Genomic DNA, 22,545 nt, shown 5'->3' on the forward strand with positions numbered 1-22,545 from the left:
AAAACTGCGACATAATGCGAAAGATTTGCATTTTGTGTAAAGGTTTATACGAGGGAAATATTTAGTATCGTTTTGTCAGGTCAGAGAATCGCCGCGTTGTCGCGTTCGGACTGTTTCAAATAAGCCGCTAACTCGCGTGCCTGCAGCGGTTTGCTGTAGTGGTAACCCTGGCCCTCATGGCAGCCCTCGGAAATGATGTAAGCCTCCTGCTCGGCAGTTTCCACGCCTTCGGCAATCACTTGCATGCCCAGGCTTTTGCCCAGTTGGATGATGGCGCGCACGATAGTTGCGTCGTCGTCATCATCCAGCAGGTCCTGAACGAAGCTCTTGTCGATCTTGATCTTGTCCAGAGGCAGGCTTTTCAGGTAGCTCAGGGATGAGTAGCCGGTACCGAAGTCATCAATGGCGATCAGCGCCCCGGAACGACGCAGGCTGAGCAAGTGCTGGGCGGCGGTGCTGATGTCTTCCATCAGGCCGGTCTCGGTCACTTCCAGCTCCAGGCTGCGTGGTGGCAAGCGGTAGATCTGCATCAGGTTGTTGACCACCCGCGGCAACTCGGTGTGGTGCAACTGCACGGTGGACAGGTTGACCGCCATGCGCAACCCGGTAAAGCCCAGGTCATGCCATTCGCGCAACTGTCGGCAGGCCTGATCCAGCACCCATTCGCCAATAGGGATAATGGTGCCGTTCTGTTCCGCCAGCGGGATAAACAAGTCCGGCGGCACCAGGCCATGTTCCGGGTGCTGCCAGCGAATCAGCGCTTCCACACCGACCACGCGGTGGTCGCGGTAGCTGATTTGCGGCTGATACACCAGGTGGAACTGGTCACGGCTAAGGGCATCGCGCAGGTCTTTTTCCAATTCGCGGCGTCGGCGCATTTCACTGTCGACGCTGGCGATGTAGAACTGATAGCGGTTGCGGGAGCGGCTCTTGGCCAGGGTCATGGTTTGTTCGGCTTTTTGCAGCAGCTTTTCGGTGCTGTCGCCGTCTTCCGGGAACAAGGTGATGCCAATGGTGGCGCGCAGGCGAATGTGATCCTGATCGAGGGCGAATTCCGCTTCCAGGTCGTCCAGGATGCTTTGTGCCAGTTCGGCCGCTTCGTAGGGCTGTTCGATATCGGCCTGCACCAGGGCGAACTGGTCGCCGCCGAGGCGGGCGAGGGCGCCGAGACGACCGCTGTGAGCGCGCAGACGGTCGGCCAAGGCCAGCAATAACTTGTCGCCGGCCTGGTAAGTGAACTGTTCATTGACGCTTTTGAAGTCGTCCAACCCTACGCATAACACTGCCACACGACGTTGCCGGCGCCCGGCGTCGATCAGGATCTTGTCCAATTGCTCCTGCAACTTCTGACGATTGGGCAGGCCGGTGAGAAAGTCGTACTGGGCCATGCGCAGCAGGCTGGATTCAGCCTCATGGCGCAGGTGGGTATTGCGTTCGATGGATTCGAGCAACTGGTTGGCCGTGTTGATCCACAGCCCCAGTTCGTTGCGTTCGTGACCTTTGATCTGGGGGATTTTGTGTTCGCTGGGCCGGTCCGGGTTGATCGAGGTCAAGTGCTCGATAATCCGCGACAACGGTTTGGTCAGCAGCCAGTGGTAGACCAGGTACAGCACCAGGCCCATGGCCAGGGCGCGCAGCACGCCGGAAATAAAAATGATCACCGAGCTGACAATAAAGCTTTTGCCGTAGGTGGCGGTGTCCAGGGTAATGCTCAGGTCGCCGTAATATTCGCTGTAGGGGCCCTTGCCGACCAGCGCCGTGGTAAATGTACGTTCCTGGCCAAGTATCAGGTCGGTCAACCAGCGGGTGGGCGATTGCTGCAACGCGCGGCTTTTTTCTGCGAGCATGGTTTCGTTGGGATGGCCGATGGACGCCATGCGCACGGCGTCGTCCTGAAACAGGCCTTCGATCACCTGCATGCCCATTTCGCGATCCAGGCTATAGACGGCCTGGGTAGACGGGTCGCGAAACATGTCGAGGATGCGCTGGGCATCACCGGCCACGGCCTGGCGCGTCTTGTAGGCATCAAACACGATCTGCGCCACGCTCAACGCAACGCCCACAATCAATGCCGACAGCAGCACAACCCGTAGCAACTTCACCGACAAGCTGTTTTTGAGTTCCAGCTTCAAAGGGTCATTCCTTGTTCCATGCGGGTGGCCTCAATATGCCATGAGTATTGGCAATCTCGTGATGGCAGTCAAAGGGACATTGATGGCGAAGGGGGCGAGGGCGTTGGCGGGCGTTGTTGGAAGGGCGACGGATTGGTGTCCGCCGCTCTGGGACCGATGGGGGCTTACTGCTTAAAACGTTATCTGCGAGCCCTGATTTACTGCTTCCTTGGCAAATTCCACTGTTTTACTCGCTACGTCGCTTGCGGCCTTAATACCGGCCTCTGCGGCTTTTGCGGCCAGTGGCAGGGCTACTGCGGCGACGGGGGCCATGGCACCCAATGCTGCTAATTCGATCATGCTGAAATCTCCGAGGTGGATGGAAAAGAGGCAACAAGCCTCTCGACACCTGAGTGGCGAAGCCTGCTGGGCAGTTCCATGTGTCCTCAGCGGTTACCGGAAATTTCCCATAAAAAAAGCCCGGCAATCGCCGGGCTCTTTCTACTGCAAGTGCTACTTAGGCAGTGAAGGTCTTGCCTTCGAACTGCTCAGCCACGAACTTCCAGTTGACCAGGTTCCAGAACGCTTCCACATACTTTGGACGCACGTTGCGGTAGTCGATGTAGTAAGCGTGTTCCCAGACGTCGCAGGTCAGCAGCGGGGTATCGCCGCTGGTCAGCGGGTTGCCGGCGCCGATGGTGCTGGCCAGGGCCAGGGAACCGTCAGCTTTTTTCACCAGCCAGCCCCAACCGGAACCGAAGGTGCCGACGGAAGTCTTGGTGAATTCTTCTTTGAACTTGTCGAACGAACCGAATGCAGCGTTGATCGCCTCAGCCAGTGCGCCGGTAGGTTGACCGCCGGCGTTTGGCGCCAGGCAGTTCCAGTAGAAAGTGTGGTTCCAGACCTGAGCGGCGTTGTTGAAGATGCCGCCCGAAGAAGACTTGACGATCTCTTCCAGGGTCTTGCCTTCGAACTCGGTGCCTGGCACCAGGTTGTTCAGGTTCACGACATAGGTGTTGTGGTGCTTGTCGTGGTGATACTCCAGGGTTTCCTTGGAGATGTGCGGCTGCAGGGCATCGTGTGCGTAGGGCAGCGGCGGCAATTCGAAAGCCATGATGATTCTCCTAATCAGGTCAGTTGCGGTGAGCGCAAGGCCGATCACGGGCGGCCAAACAAGCGCCGGGGAGTTTGTACTCTTTGCGGCGCAGGGTCCGGATCATAGCACCGGGGGTGCGGCAAAACCACGCAACAACTGTGTGGGATAGAGGTTCCAGAGCGTTTTGGAATATTCATCAAGCACTGATCAGTTGATAGGCCACGCTGAACATCATCACCGCCACTAAAAGGTCCAGCAGGCGCCATGTCGCGGGGCGTGCCAGCCAGGGCGCCAACCACGCCGCGCCGAGTGCCAGCGTGGCAAACCACAGGAACGAAGCGCTGGCGGCGCCTGCCACGTAAGCGCCGGGTTCGGTTTGTTGAGCGCCCAGCGAGCCGATCAACAACACGGTGTCCAGATAGACATGGGGGTTGAGCAGTGTCACCGCCAAGGCGCTGAGCAGTACGGCGCGCAATGAACGCACCTTGAGGTGCTGCCCTTGTCCCAGGCTTTGCCTGGAAAACGCCCGACGCAACGCCAAGGTGCCGTACCACAACAGGAACGCCGCACCGCCCCAGCGGGCAATCGCCAGCAACAGCGGGTTTTGCGCCAGTACCGTCGCCAGGCCAAATACCCCGGCAGCCACCAGAATCGCATCGCACACGATGCACAATGCCGCGACCGGCAGGTGATGTTCACGGCGCAGACTTTGCGCCAGTACGAAGGCGTTCTGGGTGCCGATCGCCATGATCAGGCCCAAAGCCACCAGCAGTCCGTTCACATAGCTTTGCCACATAGGATTTACTCCGCGTCCGCTGCCAGTTGGCGCAAGACGTCCATGGCTCGCTCAGCATCGGCACGGCCGACAAACAGGTGGTCGTGGTAATAGCCGGCAATTACGTTGCAACTGATACCGGCGTTGCCCAATGCACTGGCGAACGCCGCCGTCAGGCCTACGGCTTCAAGGGCGGAATGCACATTCAAAGTGATCCATGCGGCAACGTACTCGAACGCCAGACCGGCCTGCTCCGCCTGCTGACGCTCCAGAATCAGCGTCAGGCCTTCGTGCTCGCGAAAGCTGCCAACCACCTCGCAACCTGCCGGAATGCGGTGGTCGGGCAGGGTGCAGAACACATAGTCGCCGTCATTGAGCTGCGGGCTCATGCTGCGCAGCAGGGTTGCCAGGGCGGTTTCGCCAGCCATGTGAAAGATCCTTAATAAAGAGAGAAGCCATGCTGGTCATTCTCTCGGGCTACGCTGTATAAGAAAAACAAATATTGCTGATCGCTCATTAGAGAAACTGATGTTCGACTATAAATTGCTTTCTGCCCTGGCCGCAGTGGTGGAACAAGCCGGCTTCGAACGAGGTGCCCAGGTGCTGGGCCTGTCGCAGTCGGCGATTTCCCAGCGCATCAAGTTGCTCGAGGCGCGCATCGGCCAACCGGTGCTGGTGCGGGCCACTCCGCCGACACCCACCGATATTGGTCGGCGCCTGCTCAACCATGTGCAACAAGTACGCTTGCTCGAGCGCGACCTGCAAAGCCAGGTGCCGGCGCTGGACGAGGAGGGCATGCCCGAGCGCCTGCGCATCGCCTTGAATGCCGACAGCCTCGCCACCTGGTGGGCCGAGGCCGTCAGCGGCTTTTGCGCCGAGCAGCATTTGTTGCTCGACCTGGTGGTGGAAGACCAGACCGTCGGCCTCAAACGCATGCGCGCCGGGGAAGTGGCCGCTTGTATCTGCGCCAGCGAGCGCCCGGTGGCCGGCGCGCGTAGCCTGTTGCTCGGTGCCATGCGATATCGGGCGCTGGCCAGCCCGGCCTTTATTGCCCGGCATTTTCCGCAGGGTGTGCGTGCCGATCAATTGGCCCGAACGCCGGCGTTGGTGTTCGGCCCGGATGATTTCCTGCAGCACCGTTACTTGGCTTCTCTGGGTGTGGATGGCGGTTTCGAGCACCATTTATGCCCATCGTCTGAAGGCTTTATTCGTTTGACCGAAGCCGGCCTGGGCTGGGGCCTCGTGCCCGAATTACAGGTGCGCGACCAACTGCAAACCGGCGTATTGGTGGAGTTATTGCCAGATAAGCCCATCGATGTGCCGCTGTACTGGCATCATTGGCGCAGTGGCGGGCAATTGTTGGGCCTGTTGACCGACCATCTGGCCCAGGCGTGTGGCCAGTGGTTGGTGCCGTTGGAGTGATGGCGGGCGTCAAGGCAACAGCGATGAAAAAACGAAAGAACACGGAGTAATACATGAAGATTCTGGTCACCGGCGCAAGCGGCTTCATCGGCGGGCGCTTTGCGCGTTTCGCCCTGGAGCAGGGCCTGGACGTGCGGGTCAACGGGCGACGCGCCGAAGGTGTAGAACACCTGGTACGGCGCGGCGCGGAGTTTATCCAGGGTGATTTGAATGATGCCGACCTGGTGCGCGAACTGTGCCGTGATGTCGAAGCCGTAGTGCATTGCGCCGGTGCCGTCGGGTTGTGGGGCAAGTATCAGGACTTCCATCAGGGCAACGTGCTGGTCACCGAAAACGTCGTCGAGGCCTGCCTTAAGCAGCGCGTCGGGCGCCTGGTGCACCTGTCGTCGCCGTCGATCTACTTTGACGGGCGCGACCACCTGGGGCTGACCGAAGAACAGGTGCCCAAGCGCTTCAAACATCCTTACGCCGCCACCAAATACCTGGCGGAACAGAAGGTGTTCGGTGCCCAGGAATTCGGCCTTGAAGTGCTGGCCCTGCGCCCGCGTTTTGTTACCGGGGCCGGAGACATGAGCATCTTCCCGCGGTTGCTGAAAATGCAGCGCAAGAACCGCCTGGCCATCGTCGGCGACGGCCTGAACAAGGTCGACTTCACCAGTGTGCATAACCTCAATGAGGCGTTACTCAGCAGTTTGCTGGCGACCGGCTCGGCGCTGGGCAAGGCCTACAACATCAGCAACGGCAAGCCGGTGCCAGTGTGGGATGTGGTGAACTACGTGATGCGCCAAATGGACATGCCCCAGGTTACCCGTTATCGGTCCTACGGCCTGTCCTACAGCGTGGCCGCGTTGAACGAGGCATTCTGTGCGATGTGGCCGGGGCGTCCGGAGCCGGCCTTGTCGCGCCTGGGCATGCAAGTGATGAACAAAGATTTCACCCTCGATATCAGCCGCGCGAGGCATTATCTCGACTATGAGCCCAAGGTCAGTCTGTGGGCTGCCCTCGACGAGTTTTGCAGTTGGTGGAAAGCGCAGGATCCCGGGCTTAAGTAAGCTCACAACCGGCAACACATCGGGAACCGAATTCGCGGTTCCGGGTCGATCAGTGCGGCGCGAACGCGGTTTATACTCACGTCGCTCGGCTTTTCAGGTCGCCATCTCACCGATTCAGGGTTGATTCATGCGTAACGATGCTAAAGACGATTTCGACAATGTTCCCAGCCTGCGGGCCGATCTTGGGGACGACGATGATTTCGAGCCGTCTCCCGCCACGTCCGTGCGCTCGCGCAATACGCCGGTGGTCAAGGTCAAGAGCGCCAGCACCGGCCCACTGTGGGCATTGGTCGGCGCACTGCTGATCGCCTTCGCGGGCCTTGCCTGGTGGAGCTTCCAGCAAATTTCCCTGATGGGGCAGCAGTTGGTTGCCACCCAGGAAAGCTTTGCGCGTATCAGCGAAGAAGCGGCAGGGCGCCTGCAGGACATTTCCGGCAAGGTCGTGGCCAGCGAAGCCAACGTGAACAACGGCAGCGAAGCGCTCAAACTGCAGATCAAGCAGTTGGAGACCCAGTTGCTGGAGCAAGGCAAGCAACAAGTCGGCGTCGCCGGCCAGGCGACCGCACTGGATCAGCGCCTGGCGCAAATGAGCGCCAGCACCGCCGAACTGTCGAGTGCGAACGCCAAGCTACAGGGCCAGGTGCAGGCCCTGACGGACGCCGTGGCTGGCCTCAAGGCGGCACAAGGCGACGTCAAGGAGTTGTCCGCCGACGTGGCTGCGCTGAAGAAACAGGGCAATCCGAGCGCAGCCATTGCGCGCCTGGAGCAGGACCTTGTAGTCCTCAAGAGCGCGCAGGACAACCCGTCTGCCAATAGCGATGCGCCGACCAATAAAGAGTTCGACGTGTTCCGTATCCAGACCACGCGCAACATCACCACGTTGCAGAGCCAGGTGCAGAACCTGAATCAGCGCCTGAATGCACCGGCAGCCATTACGCCGCTCGGTCAGTAAGCACTGCGCGGGAAATGTCACCAGGTGGTGACATTTCCCATCCCCTTCGTTACTTGCCCCTACCTCGCCCTTGTTTAGACTCCGGTCATCCCACAAAAAATAAAAAGGGCTACCCATGACTACGCAACCACTGCCTGCCAGCAGTTGGCTGAACGCACCTGCCCATCACGCTTGGCTCGCCAATGAAGGCCAGCGCCTGCTGTCATTCGCCAAAGCCTCCCGCTTGCCGGACGGCTTCGGCAACCTGGACGACAAAGGCCAATTGCCGGCCGACGCCCACGCCGAAACCATGAACACCGCCCGCATGACCCACAGCTTCGCCATGGCCCACGCCATGGGCTTGCCCGGTTACGCCGAGCTGGTCGCGCACGGCGTTGCGGCCCTCAGTGGCCCGTTGTGCGATAGCGAGCATGGCGGTTGGTTCGCGACCCCCAACGCCGTCGATGGCAACCGTGGCAAGGCCGCGTACCTGCACGCTTTCGTGGCCTTGGCCGCGAGTTCTGCGGTGGTGGCCGGTGCTCCCGGTGCACAGAGCCTGTTGAATGACGCCGTGCACATCATCGACCAGTTTTTCTGGAGCGAGGAGGAGGGCGTGATGCTCGAGTCCTTTGCCCAGGACTGGAGCGCGGTCGAGGCTTATCGCGGCGCCAACAGCAACATGCACGCCACCGAAGCTTTCCTGGCCCTGGCTGATGTGACCTGCGACACGCGCTGGCTGGACCGCGCGTTGCGCATCGTCGAACGCGTCATCCACACGCACGCCGCCGGCAACCGGTTCATGGTGATCGAGCATTTTGACGCGCAATGGAAACCCTTGCTCGGTTACAACGAGGACAACCCCGCCGACGGCTTTCGTCCCTACGGCATCACCCCGGGCCACGGCTTTGAGTGGGCGCGGTTGGTGCTGCATCTGGAAGCGGCGCGCCAGCAGGCCGGCCTGGCAACGCCAGAGTGGCTGTTGAACGACGCCAAGGGCTTGTTCGCCAGCGCCTGTGAATACGCCTGGGCTGTGGATGGCGCTCCCGGCATCGTGTACACCCTCGATTGGAGCCAGCGCCCGGTGGTGCGCGAGCGCCTGCATTGGACTCACGCCGAAGCCAGCGCCGCTGCCCAGGCGTTGCTCAAACGCACGGGCGAACGGCATTACGAGACCTGGTATCGGTGTTTTTGGGAGTTTTGCGAAACTCACTTTATCGACCGAATACACGGCAGTTGGCACCACGAACTCAGCTCGCATAACCAGCCCAGCAGCAAGATCTGGGGTGGCAAACCGGACCTGTACCATGCCTGGCAAGCGGTATTGCTGCCTGCGCTACCCTTGGCGCCAAGCATGGCCAGTGCGATCGGAGCTGGCATGAATGTCACCAGTTGGTGACATTTGTGCGTCCCTTTGTTACCTGCGCCTTAAAAATCCATGTTTAAACTCCGTGCAGCGCAAGCTCTAGACTTGCATGCATAACAACAAGAAAAGGTACTCAGATGAACGCGATTAATCGCCTCGCCGTTGCTATTTCCATTGCCTCGTTGTTTCCCCTCAGTGCATTTGCCGCCGACTCGAAAGGGACGGTTGAAGTTGTGCATTGGTGGACCTCTGGCGGTGAGAAAGCGGCAGTAGATGTCCTGAAGGCCCAAGTTGAGAAAGACGGCTTCACCTGGAAAGACGGTGCCGTCGCAGGTGGCGGTGGCGCCACTGCCATGACTGTGCTGAAAAGCCGCGCAGTGGCCGGCAACCCGCCAGGCGTTGCCCAGATCAAAGGCCCGGACATCCAGGAATGGGCGTCCACCGGCTTGCTCGACACCGACGTGCTCAAAGACGTCGCCAAAGAAGAAAAGTGGGACTCCCTGCTCGACAAGAAAGTCTCCGATACCGTGAAGTACGAAGGTAACTACGTTGCCGTACCGGTCAACATCCACCGCGTGAACTGGCTGTGGATCAACCCGGAAGTCTTCAAGAAAGCCGGTATCACCAAGAACCCGACCACCCTCGAAGAATTCTACGCAGCGGGCGACAAGCTCAAGGCCGCGGGCTTTATTCCGCTTGCCCACGGTGGCCAGCCTTGGCAGGACAGCACCGTATTTGAAGCCGTCGTCCTGTCGGTGATGGGTGCCGATGGCTACAAGAAAGCCCTGGTCGACCTGGATAATGACGCGCTGACCGGCCCGCAAATGGTCAAGGCGCTGACCGAGCTGAAGAAAGTCGCGACCTATATGGACGTCGACGGCAAAGGCCAGGACTGGAACCTCGAAGCCGGCAAGGTCATCAATGGCAAGGCCGGTATGCAGATCATGGGTGACTGGGCCAAGTCCGAATGGACCGCGGCCAAGAAAGTCGCCGGCAAAGACTACGAGTGCGTAGCCTTCCCGGGCACCGACAAAGCCTTCACCTACAACATCGACTCCCTGGCGGTGTTCAAGGTCAAAGACAAGGGCACTCAGGCGGGCCAGCAGGACATCGCCAAAGTCGTGTTGGGTGAAAACTTCCAGAAAGTCTTCAGCATCAACAAAGGCTCGATCCCGGTTCGAAACGACATGCTCCATGAAATGGACAAGCTCGGCTTCGACTCCTGCGCCCAGACCGCGGCCAAGGACTTCCTTGCCGACGCCCAGACTGGCGGCCTGCAGCCAAGCATGGCGCACAACATGGCCACCACGCTGGCGGTACAAGGTGCGTTCTTTGATGTCGTGACCAACTACATCAACGACCCGAAAGCCGACCCGGCCGACACCGCCAAGAAACTGGGCGCTGCGATCAAGTCCGCCAAGTAACGGTTAGCACGGCTGGTCCTTGTGAGGGGAAACCCCCTGACCCCTCACAAGGCATGCTTCTGTAGTCCTTTTCCCTGTACTGGATTTTCCCATGAGTTCTGTTGCTGTGTTCAGCAAGGCCTCGCCGTTCGATGCACTGCAGCGCTGGCTCCCTAAACTGGTGCTGGCGCCCAGCATGTTCATCGTTCTGGTGGGCTTCTACGGCTACATCCTGTGGACGTTCGTTCTGTCGTTCACCACGTCCACGTTCCTGCCAAGCTACAAATGGGCAGGCCTTGCGCAATACGCGCGGTTGTTCGACAACGACCGCTGGTGGGTAGCGAGCAAGAACCTGGCTGTTTTTGGCGGCATGTTTATCGGCATCACCCTGGTGATTGGCGTGACGCTGGCGATCTTTCTCGACCAGAAAATCCGTCGCGAAGGCTTTATCCGCACCATTTACCTGTACCCGATGGCGCTCTCGATGATCGTGACCGGTACGGCCTGGAAATGGCTGCTCAACCCGGGCATGGGCCTGGACAAACTCCTGCGTGACTGGGGCTGGGAAGGCTTCCGCCTGGACTGGCTGATCGACCCCGATCGCGTCGTCTACTGCCTGGTGATTGCTGCTGTATGGCAAGCCTCCGGGTTCATCATGGCGATGTTTCTCGCCGGCCTGCGCGGCGTTGATCAGTCGATCATCCGTGCCGCCCAGATCGACGGCGCCAGCCTGCCGCGCATCTACTGGAGCGTGGTGCTGCCAAGCCTGCGTCCGGTGTTCTTCAGTGCGGTGATGATCCTGGCGCACATTGCGATCAAGAGCTTTGACCTGGTCGCCGCAATGACGGCCGGTGGCCCGGGCTACTCGTCCGACCTGCCTGCCATGTTCATGTACTCGTTCACCTTCAGTCGTGGCCAGATGGGCATGGGCTCGGCCAGTGCAATCCTGATGCTCGGCGCGATCCTCGCGATCATCGTGCCTTACCTGTACTCCGAGCTGAGGACCAAGCGTAATGACTAGTCTCGCCTCCAAACCGTCCATCAGCCTGAGCCGCATCGCGATTTACGCGGTGCTGATTCTCGCTGTGCTGCTTTACCTGGTGCCGCTGGTGGTGATGCTGCTGACCAGCTTCAAGACCCCGGAAGACATCAGCACCGGCAACCTGCTGAGCTGGCCCACCGTGGTCACCGGCATTGGCTGGGTCAAGGCCTGGGCCACTGTAGACGGCTACTTCTGGAACTCGATCAAGATCACTGTTCCGGCCGTACTGATCTCCACCGCCATCGGTGCGTTGAACGGCTACGTGTTGTCGTTCTGGCGCTTCAAAGGCTCGCAGCTGTTCTTCGGCCTGCTGCTGTTCGGCTGCTTCCTGCCGTTCCAGACCGTGCTGCTGCCGGCGTCGTTCACCCTCGGCAAGATGGGCCTGGCCAGCACCACCACGGGCCTGGTGTTTGTGCACGTGGTCTACGGGCTGGCATTTACCACACTGTTCTTCCGTAACTACTACGTCAGCATTCCAGATGCGCTGATCAAGGCGGCACGACTGGACGGTGCAGGTTTCTTCACCATCTTCCGGCTGATCATTCTGCCGATGTCGACGCCGATCATCATGGTCTGCCTGATCTGGCAGTTCACCCAGATCTGGAACGACTTCCTGTTCGGTGTGGTGTTCTCCAGCGGCGACTCGCAGCCCATCACGGTGGCGCTGAACAACCTGGTCAACACCAGCACCGGGGCCAAGGAATATAACGTGGATATGGCGGCGGCGATGATCGCCGGGCTGCCGACCCTGCTGGTCTATGTGATCGCAGGCAAGTATTTCGTGCGCGGCCTTACGGCCGGCGCGGTCAAGGGGTAATCATGGCTACGCTTGAACTTCGCAATGTAAACAAGACCTATGGCGCCGGCCTGCCCGACACCTTGAAGAACATCGAACTGTCGATCAAGGAAGGCGAATTCCTGATTCTGGTCGGCCCTTCGGGGTGTGGTAAATCCACACTGATGAACTGCATCGCCGGTCTGGAAACCATTACCGGCGGCGCCATCATGATCGGTGATCAGGATGTGAGCGGCATGAGCCCCAAGGACCGTGACATCGCCATGGTGTTCCAGTCCTACGCGCTGTACCCGACCATGAGCGTGCGCGAGAACATCGAGTTCGGCCTCAAAATCCGCAAGATGCCTCAGGCGGACATCGACGCCGAAGTGGCGCGCGTGGCCAAGTTGCTGCAGATCGAACACTTGCTTAATCGCAAGCCAGGCCAGCTGTCCGGTGGCCAGCAACAGCGTGTGGCAATGGGCCGTGCCCTGGCGCGTCGGCCGAAGATCTACCTGTTCGACGAACCGCTGTCCAACCTCGACGCCAAGCTGCGGGTCGAGATGCGTACCGAAATGAAACTGATGCACCAGCGCCTCAAAACCACCACCGTCTACGTCACCCACGATCAGATCGAAGCGATGACCCTGGGCGATAAAGTGGCGGTGATGAAGGACGGCATCATCCAGCAATTCGGCACGCCGAAAGAGATCTATAACGACCCGGCCAACCTTTTTGTGGCAAGCTTTATCGGTTCACCACCGATGAACTTCATTCCGCTGCGCCTGCAGCGCAAGGATGGCAAATTGGTGGCGCTGCTCGACAGCGGCCAGGCCCGTTGCGAGCTGCCGCTGGGTATGAATGACGCCGGCCTTGAAGATCGCGATGTGATCCTGGGTCTGCGCCCGGAGCAAATAGTGCTGGCCACGGGCGAAGCGAATGGTTCGTCGAGCATTCGTGCCGAAGTCCAGGTCACTGAGCCGACCGGTCCTGACACGTTGGTGTTCGTGCAACTCAACGACACCAAGGTCTGCTGCCGCCTCGCGCCGGACGTTGCACCGCAGGTCGGTGAGACCCTGACCCTGCAATTCGACCCGGCCAAGGTATTGCTGTTCGACGCCAAAACCGGCGAACGCTTGGGCACTGCTGCCTCATTGCCTGCACACGGGCATGCCGACAACGTGGCCCAATTCAAAGGCCGCTGAAGCAGATAACTTGTTGTTTTGGTTAAAAAAAAGTAACCCGCGTTAGATAAAAACAGTTAAATAACAATAAAGACGAGGATGTAGGGATGAAAAAGCAACACAACAACACTCGGCTGATCTGCCAACTGTCAGCAGCAGCAGCCCTGGTATTGTCCGCCAATGCGATGGCGGCCGATGCATTCAGCGCCGACTCCAAATGGATGACCGGTGATTGGGGTGGCGAGCGTACCAAGCTGATCGAGCAAGGTATCGACATCAAGGCTGACTACGTAGGGGAAATGGGCGCCAACCTGCACGGCGGCTATAACGACGACAAGACCGGCCGTTACTCCGACCAGTTCGGGTTGGGCGTAGCGCTGGATCTGCAAAAGCTGTGGGGCTGGGACAACACCCAGGCCAAGATCCAGTTGACTAACCGTAATGGCCAAAACATCTCCAACGATCGTATTGGTGACCCGCGTGCCGGCACGCTGAGTTCGTCGATGGAAGTTTACGGTCGTGGCCACATGGTGCGTCTGACCCAGTTCTGGATTCAGCACCAGATGTTTGATAACAAGCTGGACGTGAAGCTCGGCTACTTCGGTGAAGGCGAAGACTTCAACACCTTCCCTTGCGAATTCCAGAACCTGTCGTTCTGCGGGTCCCAAGTGGGTAACTACGTCAATACCTGGTACAACTGGCCGGTCGCGCAGGCCGCTATCCGCGTGAAGTACAACATCACGCCTGAGCTGTATGCACAAATCGGTGCGTACAACCAGAACCCGTCGCAGCTTGAGCACGGCAATGGCTTCAAGCTCAGCGGCAGCGGCACCAAGGGCACCGTGATTCCGGTGGAATTGGTCTGGTCGCCGAAGGTCAATGGCCTGCCAGGCGAATACCGCGTGGGTTACTACAAGAGCGCCGCGGATGCCAGCGACGTACGTGAAGACGTCAACGGCAACGATGCTGCCACCACAGGCTTGGCTTACCGTACCCGTAGCAGCAAATCCGGCTATTGGGGCGTTGTGCAGCAGCAACTCACCACCCATAACGGCGACGCTTCGCGCGGCCTGAACATCGCGGCCAACGCCACCTTCCACGACAAGGACACCAACCTCGTCGATAACTATCAGTCGTTGATGCTGGTGTACAAAGGCCCATTCGATGCGCGTCCAAAAGATGACGTCGGTATCGGTTTCTCTCGTATCCATGTCAATCAGGACGTGAGGAAAAACGCAGAGTTGCTGAACGCAGCCGGTGGTTTCACCGACTACGACCAAGCGGGCTACGCGCCGCTGCGTGACACCGAGTACAACACTGAAATCAACTACGGCTTCCACGTCACTAACTGGCTGACCGTGCGTCCTAACCTGCAATACGTTACCCACCCAGGTGGCGTCGATAAAGTCGACAACGCGTTGGTAGCCGGCCTGAAAATTCAGTCTACGTTCTAACGCTGTTGCGATAAGCTCCTTCTCTCTGTGCGCATTTTGCGGGTAGCCATGGCTATCCGCTTTTTTTTGGGCAGCACTGTGAAGTTATTCAGGACCGTGGCACATGCATGAGCATCCGCTGCAACGCTTTTTCAAATCCCTGCGTGAACGCCCTGTGTTTGCCTGGGAGCGCTTTCAGATGCGCGATGTGTTGGTGATCGACCATCCGCTGTGCCAGGCGGTGTTCAGCCGTCAGGGCGCGCAATTGCTGCACTTTCAGCCACGCGGCCAGAAACCCTGGCTGTGGTGTGCGGCCAAGTGGCCGCAAGTCGGCGCCATCCGTGGTGGCGTGCCGGTCTGCTGGCCGTGGTATGGGCGCCATCCGAGCGAAAACGCGTGGCCGTCCCATGGTTGGGCGCGGCTGATCGACTGGAAACTGCTCGACAGCAGCACCGACGACGATGGCGTGCGCCTGCACTGGCAATTGCAATTGTGCGACTGGCAGGTCGACCTGCACGCGCACTTGGGCGACACCCTGGAATTGCGCCTGTGCACCGAGCACCAGGACGAGTTGCCGTGCCAGTTGAGCCATGCGTTGCACGCCTATTGGCGTATCGGCAACGTCGGTGAGGTAGCGCTGTCTGGGCTCGACGGGGCGCAAGGTTATGATCAGCTCAATCGCCAGGTGTGCCAGCAGGACGGCGAGTTGCGGGTGGACGGCGGGTGCCAGCGGGTGTTCCAGCACGAGGGTGAACTGCACCTCAAGGACCATGCCTGGCAGCGCGAATTGTGCATCGACACCGGCGACAGCGCCGACACCGTGGTGTGGCACCCCGGCAGCCGGCCATTACTGGGCGTGAGCTTTAACGAGGCGTCGGGGTTCGTGTGTGTGGAGTCGGCAATGGCCGGGGCGAGCCTGGCGCCGGGGGAGAGGGCGCACTTGAGTCTGCAGGCGAGGGCGGGTGTTTAGCGGTGTTGCTGATGGCGCCATCACAGGCAAGCCCGCTCCCACATTTTGACCGGGTCCCACCTTGGAATACGGTCGAATGTGGGAGCGGGCTTGCTCGCGAAAGGGCCGGTACTGCTGGTAGAGATTCCTGCTAGTTGAACTCATCCCCCACCGGATACCGGCTGTCATTCAAGCTCTCTTTGATCTTGCGCAAGTGCGGCTGGAAATCCACGCCACGGCGCAAGGTCATGCCCGTTGCCAGCACATCCAGCACCGTCAACTGAATGATCCGCGAGGTCATCGGCATATAGATGTCGGTGTCCTCCGGCAGCGGAATGTTCAGGCTCACCGTGCTGGCCTTGGCCAGCGGCGAGTTTTCGGCGGTGACGCCCAGCACCGAAGCGCCGTTTTCCCGCGCGATACGCGCCACTTCCACCAACTCACGGGTACGCCCGGTGTAGGAAATAATCACGAACAGCTCGCCGGTATGCGCCACCGACGCGATCATGCGTTGCATCAGTACGTCGGCATGGGCGGTGACGGACAGGTTGAAACGGAAAAACTTGTGCAGCGCATCCATGGCCACCGGCGCCGACGCGCCCAGGCCGAAGAAGTGGATCTGCCGCGCCTGAATCAACAGGTCCACGGCCTTGCTGATCAGGGCCGGGTCCAGGGCCTGACAGGCGCTGTCCAGCGAGGCAATGGCGCTGCCAAAGATCTTCTGCGTGTAGGCCTCAGGGTTATCATCGGCTTCCACGGCGCGGCTGACATACGCCGCACCGCTGGCCAAACTTTGCGCCAGCTGCAATTTAAGTTCAGGGTAACCGCTGACACCGAACGAACGGCAGAAACGGTTGACCGTCGGTTCACTGACCGAGGCGGCTTGGGCGAGGGCTGCGATAGAGAAGCGGGTCGCCTGCTGCGGGTTGAGCAGGATGACCTCGGCGACTTTTTTCTCAGCCTTGTTCAATTCTTCGAGGCGGTTCCGGATTTGTTCCAGAAGATTTCGCACGCGGTCCATTCAGTCTTTCCTTCGGGCGACGATGCAAATAAAGGGCGGTAACCCATCGACGAGTGGCCCTTTGCGGTGGCCTATCCTACTGAGGGTAGCTGAACACCACCACTCGGAATGCGTATTTTGGGAAAATGTTGTGGTTATTACTACATTTTTCCTTGAGTGATGCCTTGAAAAAAGGTATTTGTAGCTTAACTTGATAAAAGAACAAACATCATGCCTTTGATAACCGTAGAACCCTGCACCTTTGCCCTGTTTGGCGCCTTGGGTGATCTGGCGCTGCGCAAGTTATTTCCTGCACTCTACCAACTCGATGGCGCCGGGCTCCTGCACGACGACACGCGCATCCTGGCATTGGCCCGTGAAGCCGGGTCCGAGCAAGAGCACCTGGCCCATATCGAAAAAGAACTGCGTAAATACGTCGGCAAGGAACTGGATGAAGCCGTGGCAGCGCGCTTCCTCGCACGCCTGGCCTACGTGCACGTCGATTTCATGAACGCCGATGACTACGTCATCCTGGCCGCAAAAGTCGGTGCCGAACAACGTCTGATCGCCTATTTCGCCACGCCTGCGGCGGTGTATGGCGCCATCTGCGAAAACCTGGCCAAGGTCGGCCTGGCGGAAAACACCCGTGTGGTGCTGGAAAAACCCATCGGTTCGGACCTGGAATCCTCGCGCAAGGTCAACGACGCCGTGGCGCAGTTTTTCCCGGAAAACCGCACGTACCGCATCGACCACTACCTGGGCAAAGAGACCGTCCAGAACCTGATCGCCCTGCGTTTCGCCAACAGCCTGTTCGAAACCCAGTGGAACCAGAACTACATCTCCCACGTGGAAATCACCGTGGCCGAGCAAGTTGGTATCGAAGGCCGTTGGGGTTACTTCGACAAGGCCGGCCAACTGCGGGACATGATCCAGAACCACCTGCTGCAACTGCTCTGCCTGATTGCCATGGACCCGCCGGCCGACCTGTCCGCCGACAGCATCCGTGACGAGAAGGTCAAGGTACTCAAGGCCCTGGCGCCGATCAGTCCGGAAGGCTTGACCACTCAAGTGGTGCGCGGCCAATACATCGCCGGCTACAGCGCCGGCAAGCCGGTGCCGGGTTACCTGGAAGAAGAAAACTCCAACACCCAGAGCGACACCGAAACGTTCGTCGCCCTGCGTGCCGATATTCGTAACTGGCGTTGGGCCGGGGTGCCGTTCTACCTGCGCACCGGCAAACGCATGCCGCAAAAACTGTCGCAGATTGTCATCCACTTCAAGGAACCCTCGCACTACATCTTCGCGCCCGAGCAGCGCCTGCAGATCAGCAACAAACTGATCATTCGCCTGCAGCCGGACGAAGGTATTTCCTTGCGTGTGATGACCAAGGAGCAGGGCCTGGACAAGGGCATGCAACTGCGCAGCGGCCCGCTGCAACTGAATTTTTCCGACACCTATCGCAGCGCGCGGATCCCCGATGCCTACGAGCGGTTGTTGCTGGAAGTGATGCGCGGCAATCAGAACCTGTTTGTTCGCAAAGATGAAATCGAAGCCGCGTGGAAATGGTGTGACCAGTTGATCGCCGGGTGGAAAAAATCCGGTGATGCGCCCAAGCCGTATGCGGCCGGGTCCTGGGGGCCGATGAGCTCGATTGCACTGATCACGCGGGATGGGAGGTCTTGGTATGGCGATATCTGAATTGAAACTGCCTCAGGGTGTAACAGCCCATGAGTACCGCTCGCCCACGTTGCTGGCGGACGGCTTGGCCCATGACGTGGCGGGGCAATTGCGCACGGCCATCAGCGCCCGTGGCGCGGCCACGTTGGTGGTGTCCGGTGGTCGCAGCCCCGTGGCGTTTTTCCAGAACCTGGCCAAGCAAGACCTGGACTGGTCCAACGTCACCATCACCCTGGCCGATGAGCGCTGGGTGCCGGTGGAGCATGCCGACAGCAATGCCGGCCTGCTGAAGAAATACCTGCTGCAAGGGCCGGCGGCCAAGGCCACGTTCCTCAGCCTGTACAACGTTGCCGCAAATCTGGAAGACGCCGCCGAACTGGCCGATCGCCAGTTGGCCGAGCTGCAAGCCATTGATGTGCTGGTACTGGGCATGGGCGATGACGGCCACACCGCATCGCTGTTTCCCAACAGCCCCAACCTGAGCGAAGCATTGAAAGCTGATGGCACCCGCCGTTGCTGGCCGATGCTGGCCCCGACCGTGCCGCACCAGCGCCTGACCATGAGTCGTGCACTGCTGGCCACGGCCCACTACACCGTGCTGTCGATTTCCGGCAGCTCGAAATTGACCACCTTGAGCGCCGCGCTGGCCAGTGACGACGTTGCTGCCATGCCGATTCGCGCGTTTTTGAAACCTACTTTAGAGATTTACTGGTGCCCATGAGCCAAGGATCAGCCGCTATGAAAAGCCCTCAACCGACCGTGTCCATGGCGGATAAAGTTGCCCTGATCGACAGCCTCTGCGCCAAGGCGCGGATCCTGCCGGTGATTACCATCGCCCGCGAACAGGACATCCTGCCGTTGGCCGATGCCCTGGCAGCCGGTGGCTTGACCGCATTGGAAGTGACCTTGCGTTCCGAGTTCGGCCTCAAGGCCATTCAGGTACTGCGTGAGCAACGCCCTGAACTCTGCACCGGTGCCGGCACCGTACTCGACCGTCATATGCTCGAAGCGGCGGAAGTGGCCGGCTCGCAATTTATCGTCACCCCAGGCATTACCCGCGACCTGCTGGAAGCCTCCGTGCACAGCCCGATCCCGCTGCTGCCAGGCATCAGCAATGCCTCAGGCATCATGGAAGGCTATGGCCTGGGTTATCGCCGCTTCAAGCTGTTCCCAGCTGAAGTCAGCGGCGGCGTGGCGGCCATCAAGGCCCTCGGCGGCCCGTTCGGCGAAGTGAAATTCTGCCCGACCGGCGGCGTGGGTCCGGCCAACATCAAACACTACATGGCGTTGAAAAACGTGATGTGCGTGGGCGGTAGCTGGATGCTGGACCCGGAATGGGTCAAGAACGGCGACTGGGCACGCATCCAGGAAGTCACCGCACAAGCGCTGGCGCTGCTGGACTGATCTGATTTACCGAATCGTTGTTGCTGTGCTTAACGGCATTTTTGCGGTGCACTTGGTCGGTGTGCCGCTTTTTTTTGCCTGCGAAAAACTCGAATCCGATACCGATTAATGTGGGAGCGGGCTTGCTCGCGAATGCGGTGGTTCAGTTGGCATAGTCGTTGACTGACACACCGTATTCGCGAGCAAGCCCGCTCCCACACAAGCCAGCTCCCACATTTTTAATCCGCGTTTAGTTCAGTGATCGCTTTGACCAGTACACCGATATCCGCCGCCGACGTCACCAACCCCGGCGTCACTCGAATACAGGTGCCAAACGCCGCACCCGTGCGCGTAGTGGTGAACAGGTCGTACTCATTGAGCAACCGTTCCGCCATCGCCTGCTGATCCCGGCCAATGAACTTGAATGCCGTGATCCCGCAATACAGCCTTGGGTCATCCGACGTCAGCACCTCTATCCCGGGCAATTGACGCACCTGGCTCACCCATAAGTCGCGCAGGTAATTGACGCGCGCGCCCTTGGCCGCCGAGCCACCCAATGAGCAGTGTTCCTCCAGCACCAGCGGCAAGGTCATCAGGGCTGGAAAGTTCGGCGTGCTGTAGGGCGTACGAGCGCGCACGTCGTTGGCGGGATAGTGGAACTCGCCCATGTCCGGGTCGATATCCGCCAGGCGCTCAGGGGCTATATAGAGAAAGCCCAGGGTCAGCGGTGCGCCGATCCATTTATGCAGGTTGAAGCCGGCGAACTGAATGCCCAGTTCGGCAAGGTTGAACTCGATCTGGCCCAGGGCATGGGCACCGTCGAGTATCACGTCGACGCCATGCGCGCGTGCGGCGCTGGCGATTGCCGCGACCGGCATCACCAGCCCGGTACGGTGGGTGACGTGGGTGAGGGCCATCAGTTTGAGGCGCGGGTAACGCGCGAACGCATCGCGATACGTCTGCACCAGGCTGTCGACAGTGGCCGGGTGCGTGTGGGACACCTCGATCACCTCCACGCCCCGATAGCCTGCCAGCCAGCGCATCGCACCTTTGACCGTGTCGTATTCGAGGTCGCTGATCAGCACCTGGTCGCCCGGTTGCAGGCCGTTATAGTTGCGGATCAATGATTGCAACGCTTCGGTGGCATTGCGGGTGAAGGCAATCGCCTCTGGGTCGGCGTCAATCAGCCCGGCCAGTTGGCGAAGGATCTCGACGTTTTGACCTTGCTCGAACCGCTGGCGCACATACAGCGAGTTGCTGCGGTTGATAAATGCAACGTGCTCCAGGTACTGCGCTCGTACCGCGCGGCTCATGCGCCCGAAATAGCCGTTTTCCAGATTGATCGGGCCAGGCTCCAGCTCATAGTGCTGGGCAATGGCCTGCCAGTGGCGTTCGTTATCTGCGTTCCTTGGCATGGCATTGGCTCTTAATGGCGAGGGGCGGGTTTGCCGTGTTTTACGCGCAGCGGTTCCAAGAGTTCGGACAGGCCGTTGTGGTCGATTTCCTGCATCAAGGCCAGCAAACCGCCCAGCTCGCCGTGGGGGAAACCTTCACGGGCAAACCAGTTCAGGTAGGGGCCGGGCAGGTCGGCGATGATCCGTCCCTTGTATTTGCCGAAGGGCATTTCACGGGTGATCAGCAGTTCGAGTTTTTCGGGGTTCATGGGCTTCAGTGTTTGAGTCGAGACCTTGGAAAATACAGGCATTCTGCATGAAGGCCAAATGACAGATCATGCAAATAACGTACATACAGATGGTTCATTAATTTTTAAGTCATTGAAAAGTAAAGAAAAACACATTTTCAAAAACTTGGCACGGGCGCTGCAATCATTAAGACACGTTTCTTAACCCGCACAAGGAATTGAAAAATGACTGACATCAATAAAGAATCGATCTCCGTATTGAACGACCTGATCGAGACCAGCAAAGACGGCCAGAAAGGCTTCGCGACCTGTGCTGAAGACATCAAGCACCCAGAGCTCAAAGCCCTGTTCGTCAAGCGCTCCGCCGACTGCGCCACCGCTGCCGCCGAATTGCAGACCGCTGTGAAAGCCCTGGGCGGCGACCCGGAAAAATCCGGTTCGGTTGCCGGCGCCTTGCACCGTGGCTGGGTCGACGTGAAGTCGCTGGTTACCGGTAAAGATGAAGAGGCTGTCCTGAACGAAGCCGAGCGCGGTGAAGACCACGCACTGAAGGCTTACAAGGAAGCGATCGAGAAGATCAACAAGCACAACCTGCTGGGTATTCGTGACCTGGTAGAGCGTCAGTTCCACGGCGCACAACGCAACCACGACCAGGTGAAAGCCCTGCGTAACCAGGCTCGCGCTCAGTCGTAAGACCTGCTGTGTAACAAATGTGGGAGCGGGCTTGCCCGCGAAGACGGTGGGTCAGTCAACCTCTCAGGTGACTGACCCACCGCTTTCGCGAGCAAGCCCGCTCCCACATGTGCTTGGTATTAACCCTGAAGCTGCAATCAGCCGATGCTGATCGGCGGCAACTCGGTCAAGGTCACGACCTGCTGCTTGCGTGGCGCGAGGATTTCCGCCTCGCCATCGACCACCAGCTCATCGCGCTGGTTGAATACACGGGTGGCAATGCGCACGCGAAATTTTGGCAGCTTTTCGAGGATTTCCAGACGCACGGTCAGGGTGTCGCCGATTTTTACCGGCTTCTGAAAAGTCATCTGCTGGCCGATATAAATGGTGCCCGGCCCAGGCAACTCGCAGGCAACCGCCGCACTGATCAGGGCGCCGCTGAACATGCCGTGGGCGATACGCTCCTTGAACATGGTTGCTTTGGCGTACTCGGCATCCAGGTGCACGGGGTTATGGTCGCCGGACATGGCGGCGAACAACTGGATATCGCGCTCCTCGACGGTCTTGCTGTAGCTGGCGGTCTGGCCGACTTCGAGGGCTTCGTACGGGGTGTTGGTAACCTGAGTCATCTAAAG

The 22,545-nt window shown here is 59.4% G+C and carries 23 protein-coding genes; 14 read left to right on the plus strand and 9 right to left on the minus strand.

Annotated elements, in window-relative coordinates; genetic code table 11:
• Positions 1–80: 80 nt before the first annotated feature.
• The 5 genes from ACLBW8_RS21820 to ACLBW8_RS21840 all read right to left on the minus strand — a co-directional run bounded on the left by ACLBW8_RS21820 (position 81) and on the right by ACLBW8_RS21840 (position 4,410).
• Positions 81–2,132 (minus strand): putative bifunctional diguanylate cyclase/phosphodiesterase, encoded by a 2,052-nt coding sequence (locus ACLBW8_RS21820; RefSeq protein ID WP_447806269.1) that lies wholly within the window; start codon positions 2,130–2,132, stop codon positions 81–83.
• Positions 2,133–2,303: 171 nt separating this feature from the next.
• Complete coding sequence (locus ACLBW8_RS21825; RefSeq protein ID WP_447806270.1) at positions 2,304–2,471, minus strand: hypothetical protein; 168 nt, start codon at positions 2,469–2,471, stop codon at positions 2,304–2,306.
• 157 nt (positions 2,472–2,628) lie between these two features.
• A complete protein-coding gene (locus tag ACLBW8_RS21830) occupies positions 2,629–3,225 on the minus strand; it encodes a superoxide dismutase (protein WP_003212997.1) in 597 nt (198 codons plus the stop codon).
• 178 nt (positions 3,226–3,403) lie between these two features.
• Entirely contained in the window at positions 3,404–4,003 is a 600-nt protein-coding gene (locus tag ACLBW8_RS21835; RefSeq protein ID WP_064453880.1) for a LysE/ArgO family amino acid transporter, read from the minus strand.
• 5 nt (positions 4,004–4,008) lie between these two features.
• Positions 4,009–4,410 (minus strand): ACT domain-containing protein, encoded by a 402-nt coding sequence (locus ACLBW8_RS21840; protein ID WP_447806271.1) that lies wholly within the window; start codon positions 4,408–4,410, stop codon positions 4,009–4,011.
• Positions 4,411–4,510: 100 nt separating this feature from the next.
• On the opposite strand from ACLBW8_RS21840, the gene ACLBW8_RS21845 reads away from it, so the two are divergent.
• The 10 genes from ACLBW8_RS21845 (at position 4,511) to ACLBW8_RS21890 (ending at position 15,557) form a co-directional block, all read left to right on the plus strand.
• Complete coding sequence (locus ACLBW8_RS21845; RefSeq protein WP_447806272.1) at positions 4,511–5,404, plus strand: LysR family transcriptional regulator ArgP; 894 nt, start codon at positions 4,511–4,513, stop codon at positions 5,402–5,404.
• Positions 5,405–5,457: 53 nt separating this feature from the next.
• Complete coding sequence (locus ACLBW8_RS21850; RefSeq protein WP_447806273.1) at positions 5,458–6,456, plus strand: NAD-dependent epimerase/dehydratase family protein; 999 nt, start codon at positions 5,458–5,460, stop codon at positions 6,454–6,456.
• 127 nt (positions 6,457–6,583) lie between these two features.
• Complete coding sequence (locus ACLBW8_RS21855; RefSeq protein WP_064453876.1) at positions 6,584–7,408, plus strand: hypothetical protein; 825 nt, start codon at positions 6,584–6,586, stop codon at positions 7,406–7,408.
• 115 nt (positions 7,409–7,523) lie between these two features.
• A complete protein-coding gene (locus ACLBW8_RS21860) occupies positions 7,524–8,783 on the plus strand; it encodes a D-mannose isomerase (protein WP_447806274.1) in 1,260 nt (419 codons plus the stop codon).
• Positions 8,784–8,887: 104 nt separating this feature from the next.
• On the plus strand, positions 8,888–10,174 hold the full coding sequence (locus ACLBW8_RS21865) for an ABC transporter substrate-binding protein (protein ID WP_221295545.1): 1,287 nt from the start codon (positions 8,888–8,890) through the stop codon (positions 10,172–10,174).
• Positions 10,175–10,265: 91 nt separating this feature from the next.
• Positions 10,266–11,174: a carbohydrate ABC transporter permease gene (locus ACLBW8_RS21870; RefSeq protein ID WP_053257700.1), complete on the plus strand. Its 909-nt coding sequence runs from the start codon at positions 10,266–10,268 to the stop codon at positions 11,172–11,174.
• Positions 11,167–12,012, plus strand: coding sequence for a carbohydrate ABC transporter permease (locus ACLBW8_RS21875; protein WP_053257699.1), 846 nt, complete (start codon positions 11,167–11,169; stop codon positions 12,010–12,012). The genes ACLBW8_RS21870 and ACLBW8_RS21875 overlap by 8 nt, the downstream gene beginning before the upstream one ends.
• A gap of 2 nt (positions 12,013–12,014) precedes the next feature.
• Positions 12,015–13,175, plus strand: a complete 1,161-nt coding sequence (locus ACLBW8_RS21880; RefSeq protein ID WP_064453872.1) for an ABC transporter ATP-binding protein — start codon at positions 12,015–12,017, stop codon at positions 13,173–13,175.
• 86 nt (positions 13,176–13,261) lie between these two features.
• The gene (locus ACLBW8_RS21885; protein ID WP_221295543.1) at positions 13,262–14,608 is read left to right on the plus strand and encodes a carbohydrate porin; all 1,347 of its coding nucleotides are present in this window, start codon (positions 13,262–13,264) and stop codon (positions 14,606–14,608) included.
• Positions 14,609–14,711: 103 nt separating this feature from the next.
• The gene (locus ACLBW8_RS21890; RefSeq protein WP_064453870.1) at positions 14,712–15,557 is read left to right on the plus strand and encodes a D-hexose-6-phosphate mutarotase; all 846 of its coding nucleotides are present in this window, start codon (positions 14,712–14,714) and stop codon (positions 15,555–15,557) included.
• Between the two features lie 130 nt (positions 15,558–15,687).
• On the opposite strand, the gene ACLBW8_RS21895 is transcribed toward ACLBW8_RS21890, so the two are convergent.
• Complete coding sequence (locus ACLBW8_RS21895; protein ID WP_169875662.1) at positions 15,688–16,548, minus strand: MurR/RpiR family transcriptional regulator; 861 nt, start codon at positions 16,546–16,548, stop codon at positions 15,688–15,690.
• 219 nt (positions 16,549–16,767) lie between these two features.
• Between ACLBW8_RS21895 and zwf the strand changes: the two genes are divergently transcribed.
• The 3 genes from zwf to ACLBW8_RS21910 are packed head-to-tail and all read left to right on the plus strand — an operon-like array spanning position 16,768 to position 19,617.
• On the plus strand, positions 16,768–18,234 hold the full coding sequence (gene zwf, locus ACLBW8_RS21900; protein ID WP_221295542.1) for a glucose-6-phosphate dehydrogenase: 1,467 nt from the start codon (positions 16,768–16,770) through the stop codon (positions 18,232–18,234).
• Positions 18,221–18,934, plus strand: coding sequence for a 6-phosphogluconolactonase (gene pgl / locus ACLBW8_RS21905; RefSeq protein WP_447806275.1), 714 nt, complete (start codon positions 18,221–18,223; stop codon positions 18,932–18,934). Before zwf ends, pgl begins: the two co-directional genes overlap by 14 nt.
• A gap of 17 nt (positions 18,935–18,951) precedes the next feature.
• Positions 18,952–19,617, plus strand: a complete 666-nt coding sequence (locus ACLBW8_RS21910; RefSeq protein WP_048726837.1) for a bifunctional 4-hydroxy-2-oxoglutarate aldolase/2-dehydro-3-deoxy-phosphogluconate aldolase — start codon at positions 18,952–18,954, stop codon at positions 19,615–19,617.
• Between the two features lie 218 nt (positions 19,618–19,835).
• Here ACLBW8_RS21910 and ACLBW8_RS21915 read toward each other — a convergent pair whose 3' ends face one another.
• Both ACLBW8_RS21915 and ACLBW8_RS21920 read right to left on the minus strand, forming a co-directional pair.
• Positions 19,836–21,011: an aminotransferase class V-fold PLP-dependent enzyme gene (locus ACLBW8_RS21915; protein WP_447806276.1), complete on the minus strand. Its 1,176-nt coding sequence runs from the start codon at positions 21,009–21,011 to the stop codon at positions 19,836–19,838.
• 11 nt (positions 21,012–21,022) lie between these two features.
• Positions 21,023–21,259 carry a DUF3820 family protein gene (locus tag ACLBW8_RS21920; RefSeq protein ID WP_017139191.1) on the minus strand — a complete coding sequence of 79 codons (237 nt, stop codon included), beginning with the start codon at positions 21,257–21,259 and terminating at the stop codon, positions 21,023–21,025.
• 204 nt (positions 21,260–21,463) lie between these two features.
• On the opposite strand from ACLBW8_RS21920, the gene ACLBW8_RS21925 reads away from it, so the two are divergent.
• Entirely contained in the window at positions 21,464–21,931 is a 468-nt protein-coding gene (locus ACLBW8_RS21925) for a ferritin-like domain-containing protein (protein WP_094953816.1), read from the plus strand.
• Between the two features lie 137 nt (positions 21,932–22,068).
• On the opposite strand, the gene ACLBW8_RS21930 is transcribed toward ACLBW8_RS21925, so the two are convergent.
• Positions 22,069–22,539: a MaoC family dehydratase gene (locus tag ACLBW8_RS21930; RefSeq protein ID WP_024077080.1), complete on the minus strand. Its 471-nt coding sequence runs from the start codon at positions 22,537–22,539 to the stop codon at positions 22,069–22,071.
• Positions 22,540–22,545: the final 6 nt, after the last annotated feature.

It is taken from the genome of Pseudomonas sp. M5A4_2d (assembly GCF_053345295.1).

Coding starts and splice junctions, on each gene's coding strand:
- ACLBW8_RS21825 (WP_447806270.1), bottom strand. CDS start 2,471: ATGATCGAATTAGCAGCATTGGGTGCCATGGCCCCCGTCGCCGCAGTA.
- ACLBW8_RS21830 (WP_003212997.1), bottom strand. CDS start 3,225: ATGGCTTTCGAATTGCCGCCGCTGCCCTACGCACACGATGCCCTGCAG.
- ACLBW8_RS21835 (WP_064453880.1), bottom strand. CDS start 4,003: ATGTGGCAAAGCTATGTGAACGGACTGCTGGTGGCTTTGGGCCTGATC.
- ACLBW8_RS21840 (WP_447806271.1), bottom strand. CDS start 4,410: ATGGCTGGCGAAACCGCCCTGGCAACCCTGCTGCGCAGCATGAGCCCG.
- ACLBW8_RS21845 (WP_447806272.1), top strand. CDS start 4,511: ATGTTCGACTATAAATTGCTTTCTGCCCTGGCCGCAGTGGTGGAACAA.
- ACLBW8_RS21850 (WP_447806273.1), top strand. CDS start 5,458: ATGAAGATTCTGGTCACCGGCGCAAGCGGCTTCATCGGCGGGCGCTTT.
- ACLBW8_RS21855 (WP_064453876.1), top strand. CDS start 6,584: ATGCGTAACGATGCTAAAGACGATTTCGACAATGTTCCCAGCCTGCGG.
- ACLBW8_RS21860 (WP_447806274.1), top strand. CDS start 7,524: ATGACTACGCAACCACTGCCTGCCAGCAGTTGGCTGAACGCACCTGCC.
- ACLBW8_RS21865 (WP_221295545.1), top strand. CDS start 8,888: ATGAACGCGATTAATCGCCTCGCCGTTGCTATTTCCATTGCCTCGTTG.
- ACLBW8_RS21870 (WP_053257700.1), top strand. CDS start 10,266: ATGAGTTCTGTTGCTGTGTTCAGCAAGGCCTCGCCGTTCGATGCACTG.
- ACLBW8_RS21875 (WP_053257699.1), top strand. CDS start 11,167: ATGACTAGTCTCGCCTCCAAACCGTCCATCAGCCTGAGCCGCATCGCG.
- ACLBW8_RS21880 (WP_064453872.1), top strand. CDS start 12,015: ATGGCTACGCTTGAACTTCGCAATGTAAACAAGACCTATGGCGCCGGC.
- ACLBW8_RS21885 (WP_221295543.1), top strand. CDS start 13,262: ATGAAAAAGCAACACAACAACACTCGGCTGATCTGCCAACTGTCAGCA.
- ACLBW8_RS21890 (WP_064453870.1), top strand. CDS start 14,712: ATGCATGAGCATCCGCTGCAACGCTTTTTCAAATCCCTGCGTGAACGC.
- zwf (WP_221295542.1), top strand. CDS start 16,768: ATGCCTTTGATAACCGTAGAACCCTGCACCTTTGCCCTGTTTGGCGCC.
- pgl (WP_447806275.1), top strand. CDS start 18,221: ATGGCGATATCTGAATTGAAACTGCCTCAGGGTGTAACAGCCCATGAG.
- ACLBW8_RS21910 (WP_048726837.1), top strand. CDS start 18,952: ATGAAAAGCCCTCAACCGACCGTGTCCATGGCGGATAAAGTTGCCCTG.
- ACLBW8_RS21915 (WP_447806276.1), bottom strand. CDS start 21,011: ATGCCAAGGAACGCAGATAACGAACGCCACTGGCAGGCCATTGCCCAG.
- ACLBW8_RS21920 (WP_017139191.1), bottom strand. CDS start 21,259: ATGAACCCCGAAAAACTCGAACTGCTGATCACCCGTGAAATGCCCTTC.
- ACLBW8_RS21925 (WP_094953816.1), top strand. CDS start 21,464: ATGACTGACATCAATAAAGAATCGATCTCCGTATTGAACGACCTGATC.
- ACLBW8_RS21930 (WP_024077080.1), bottom strand. CDS start 22,539: ATGACTCAGGTTACCAACACCCCGTACGAAGCCCTCGAAGTCGGCCAG.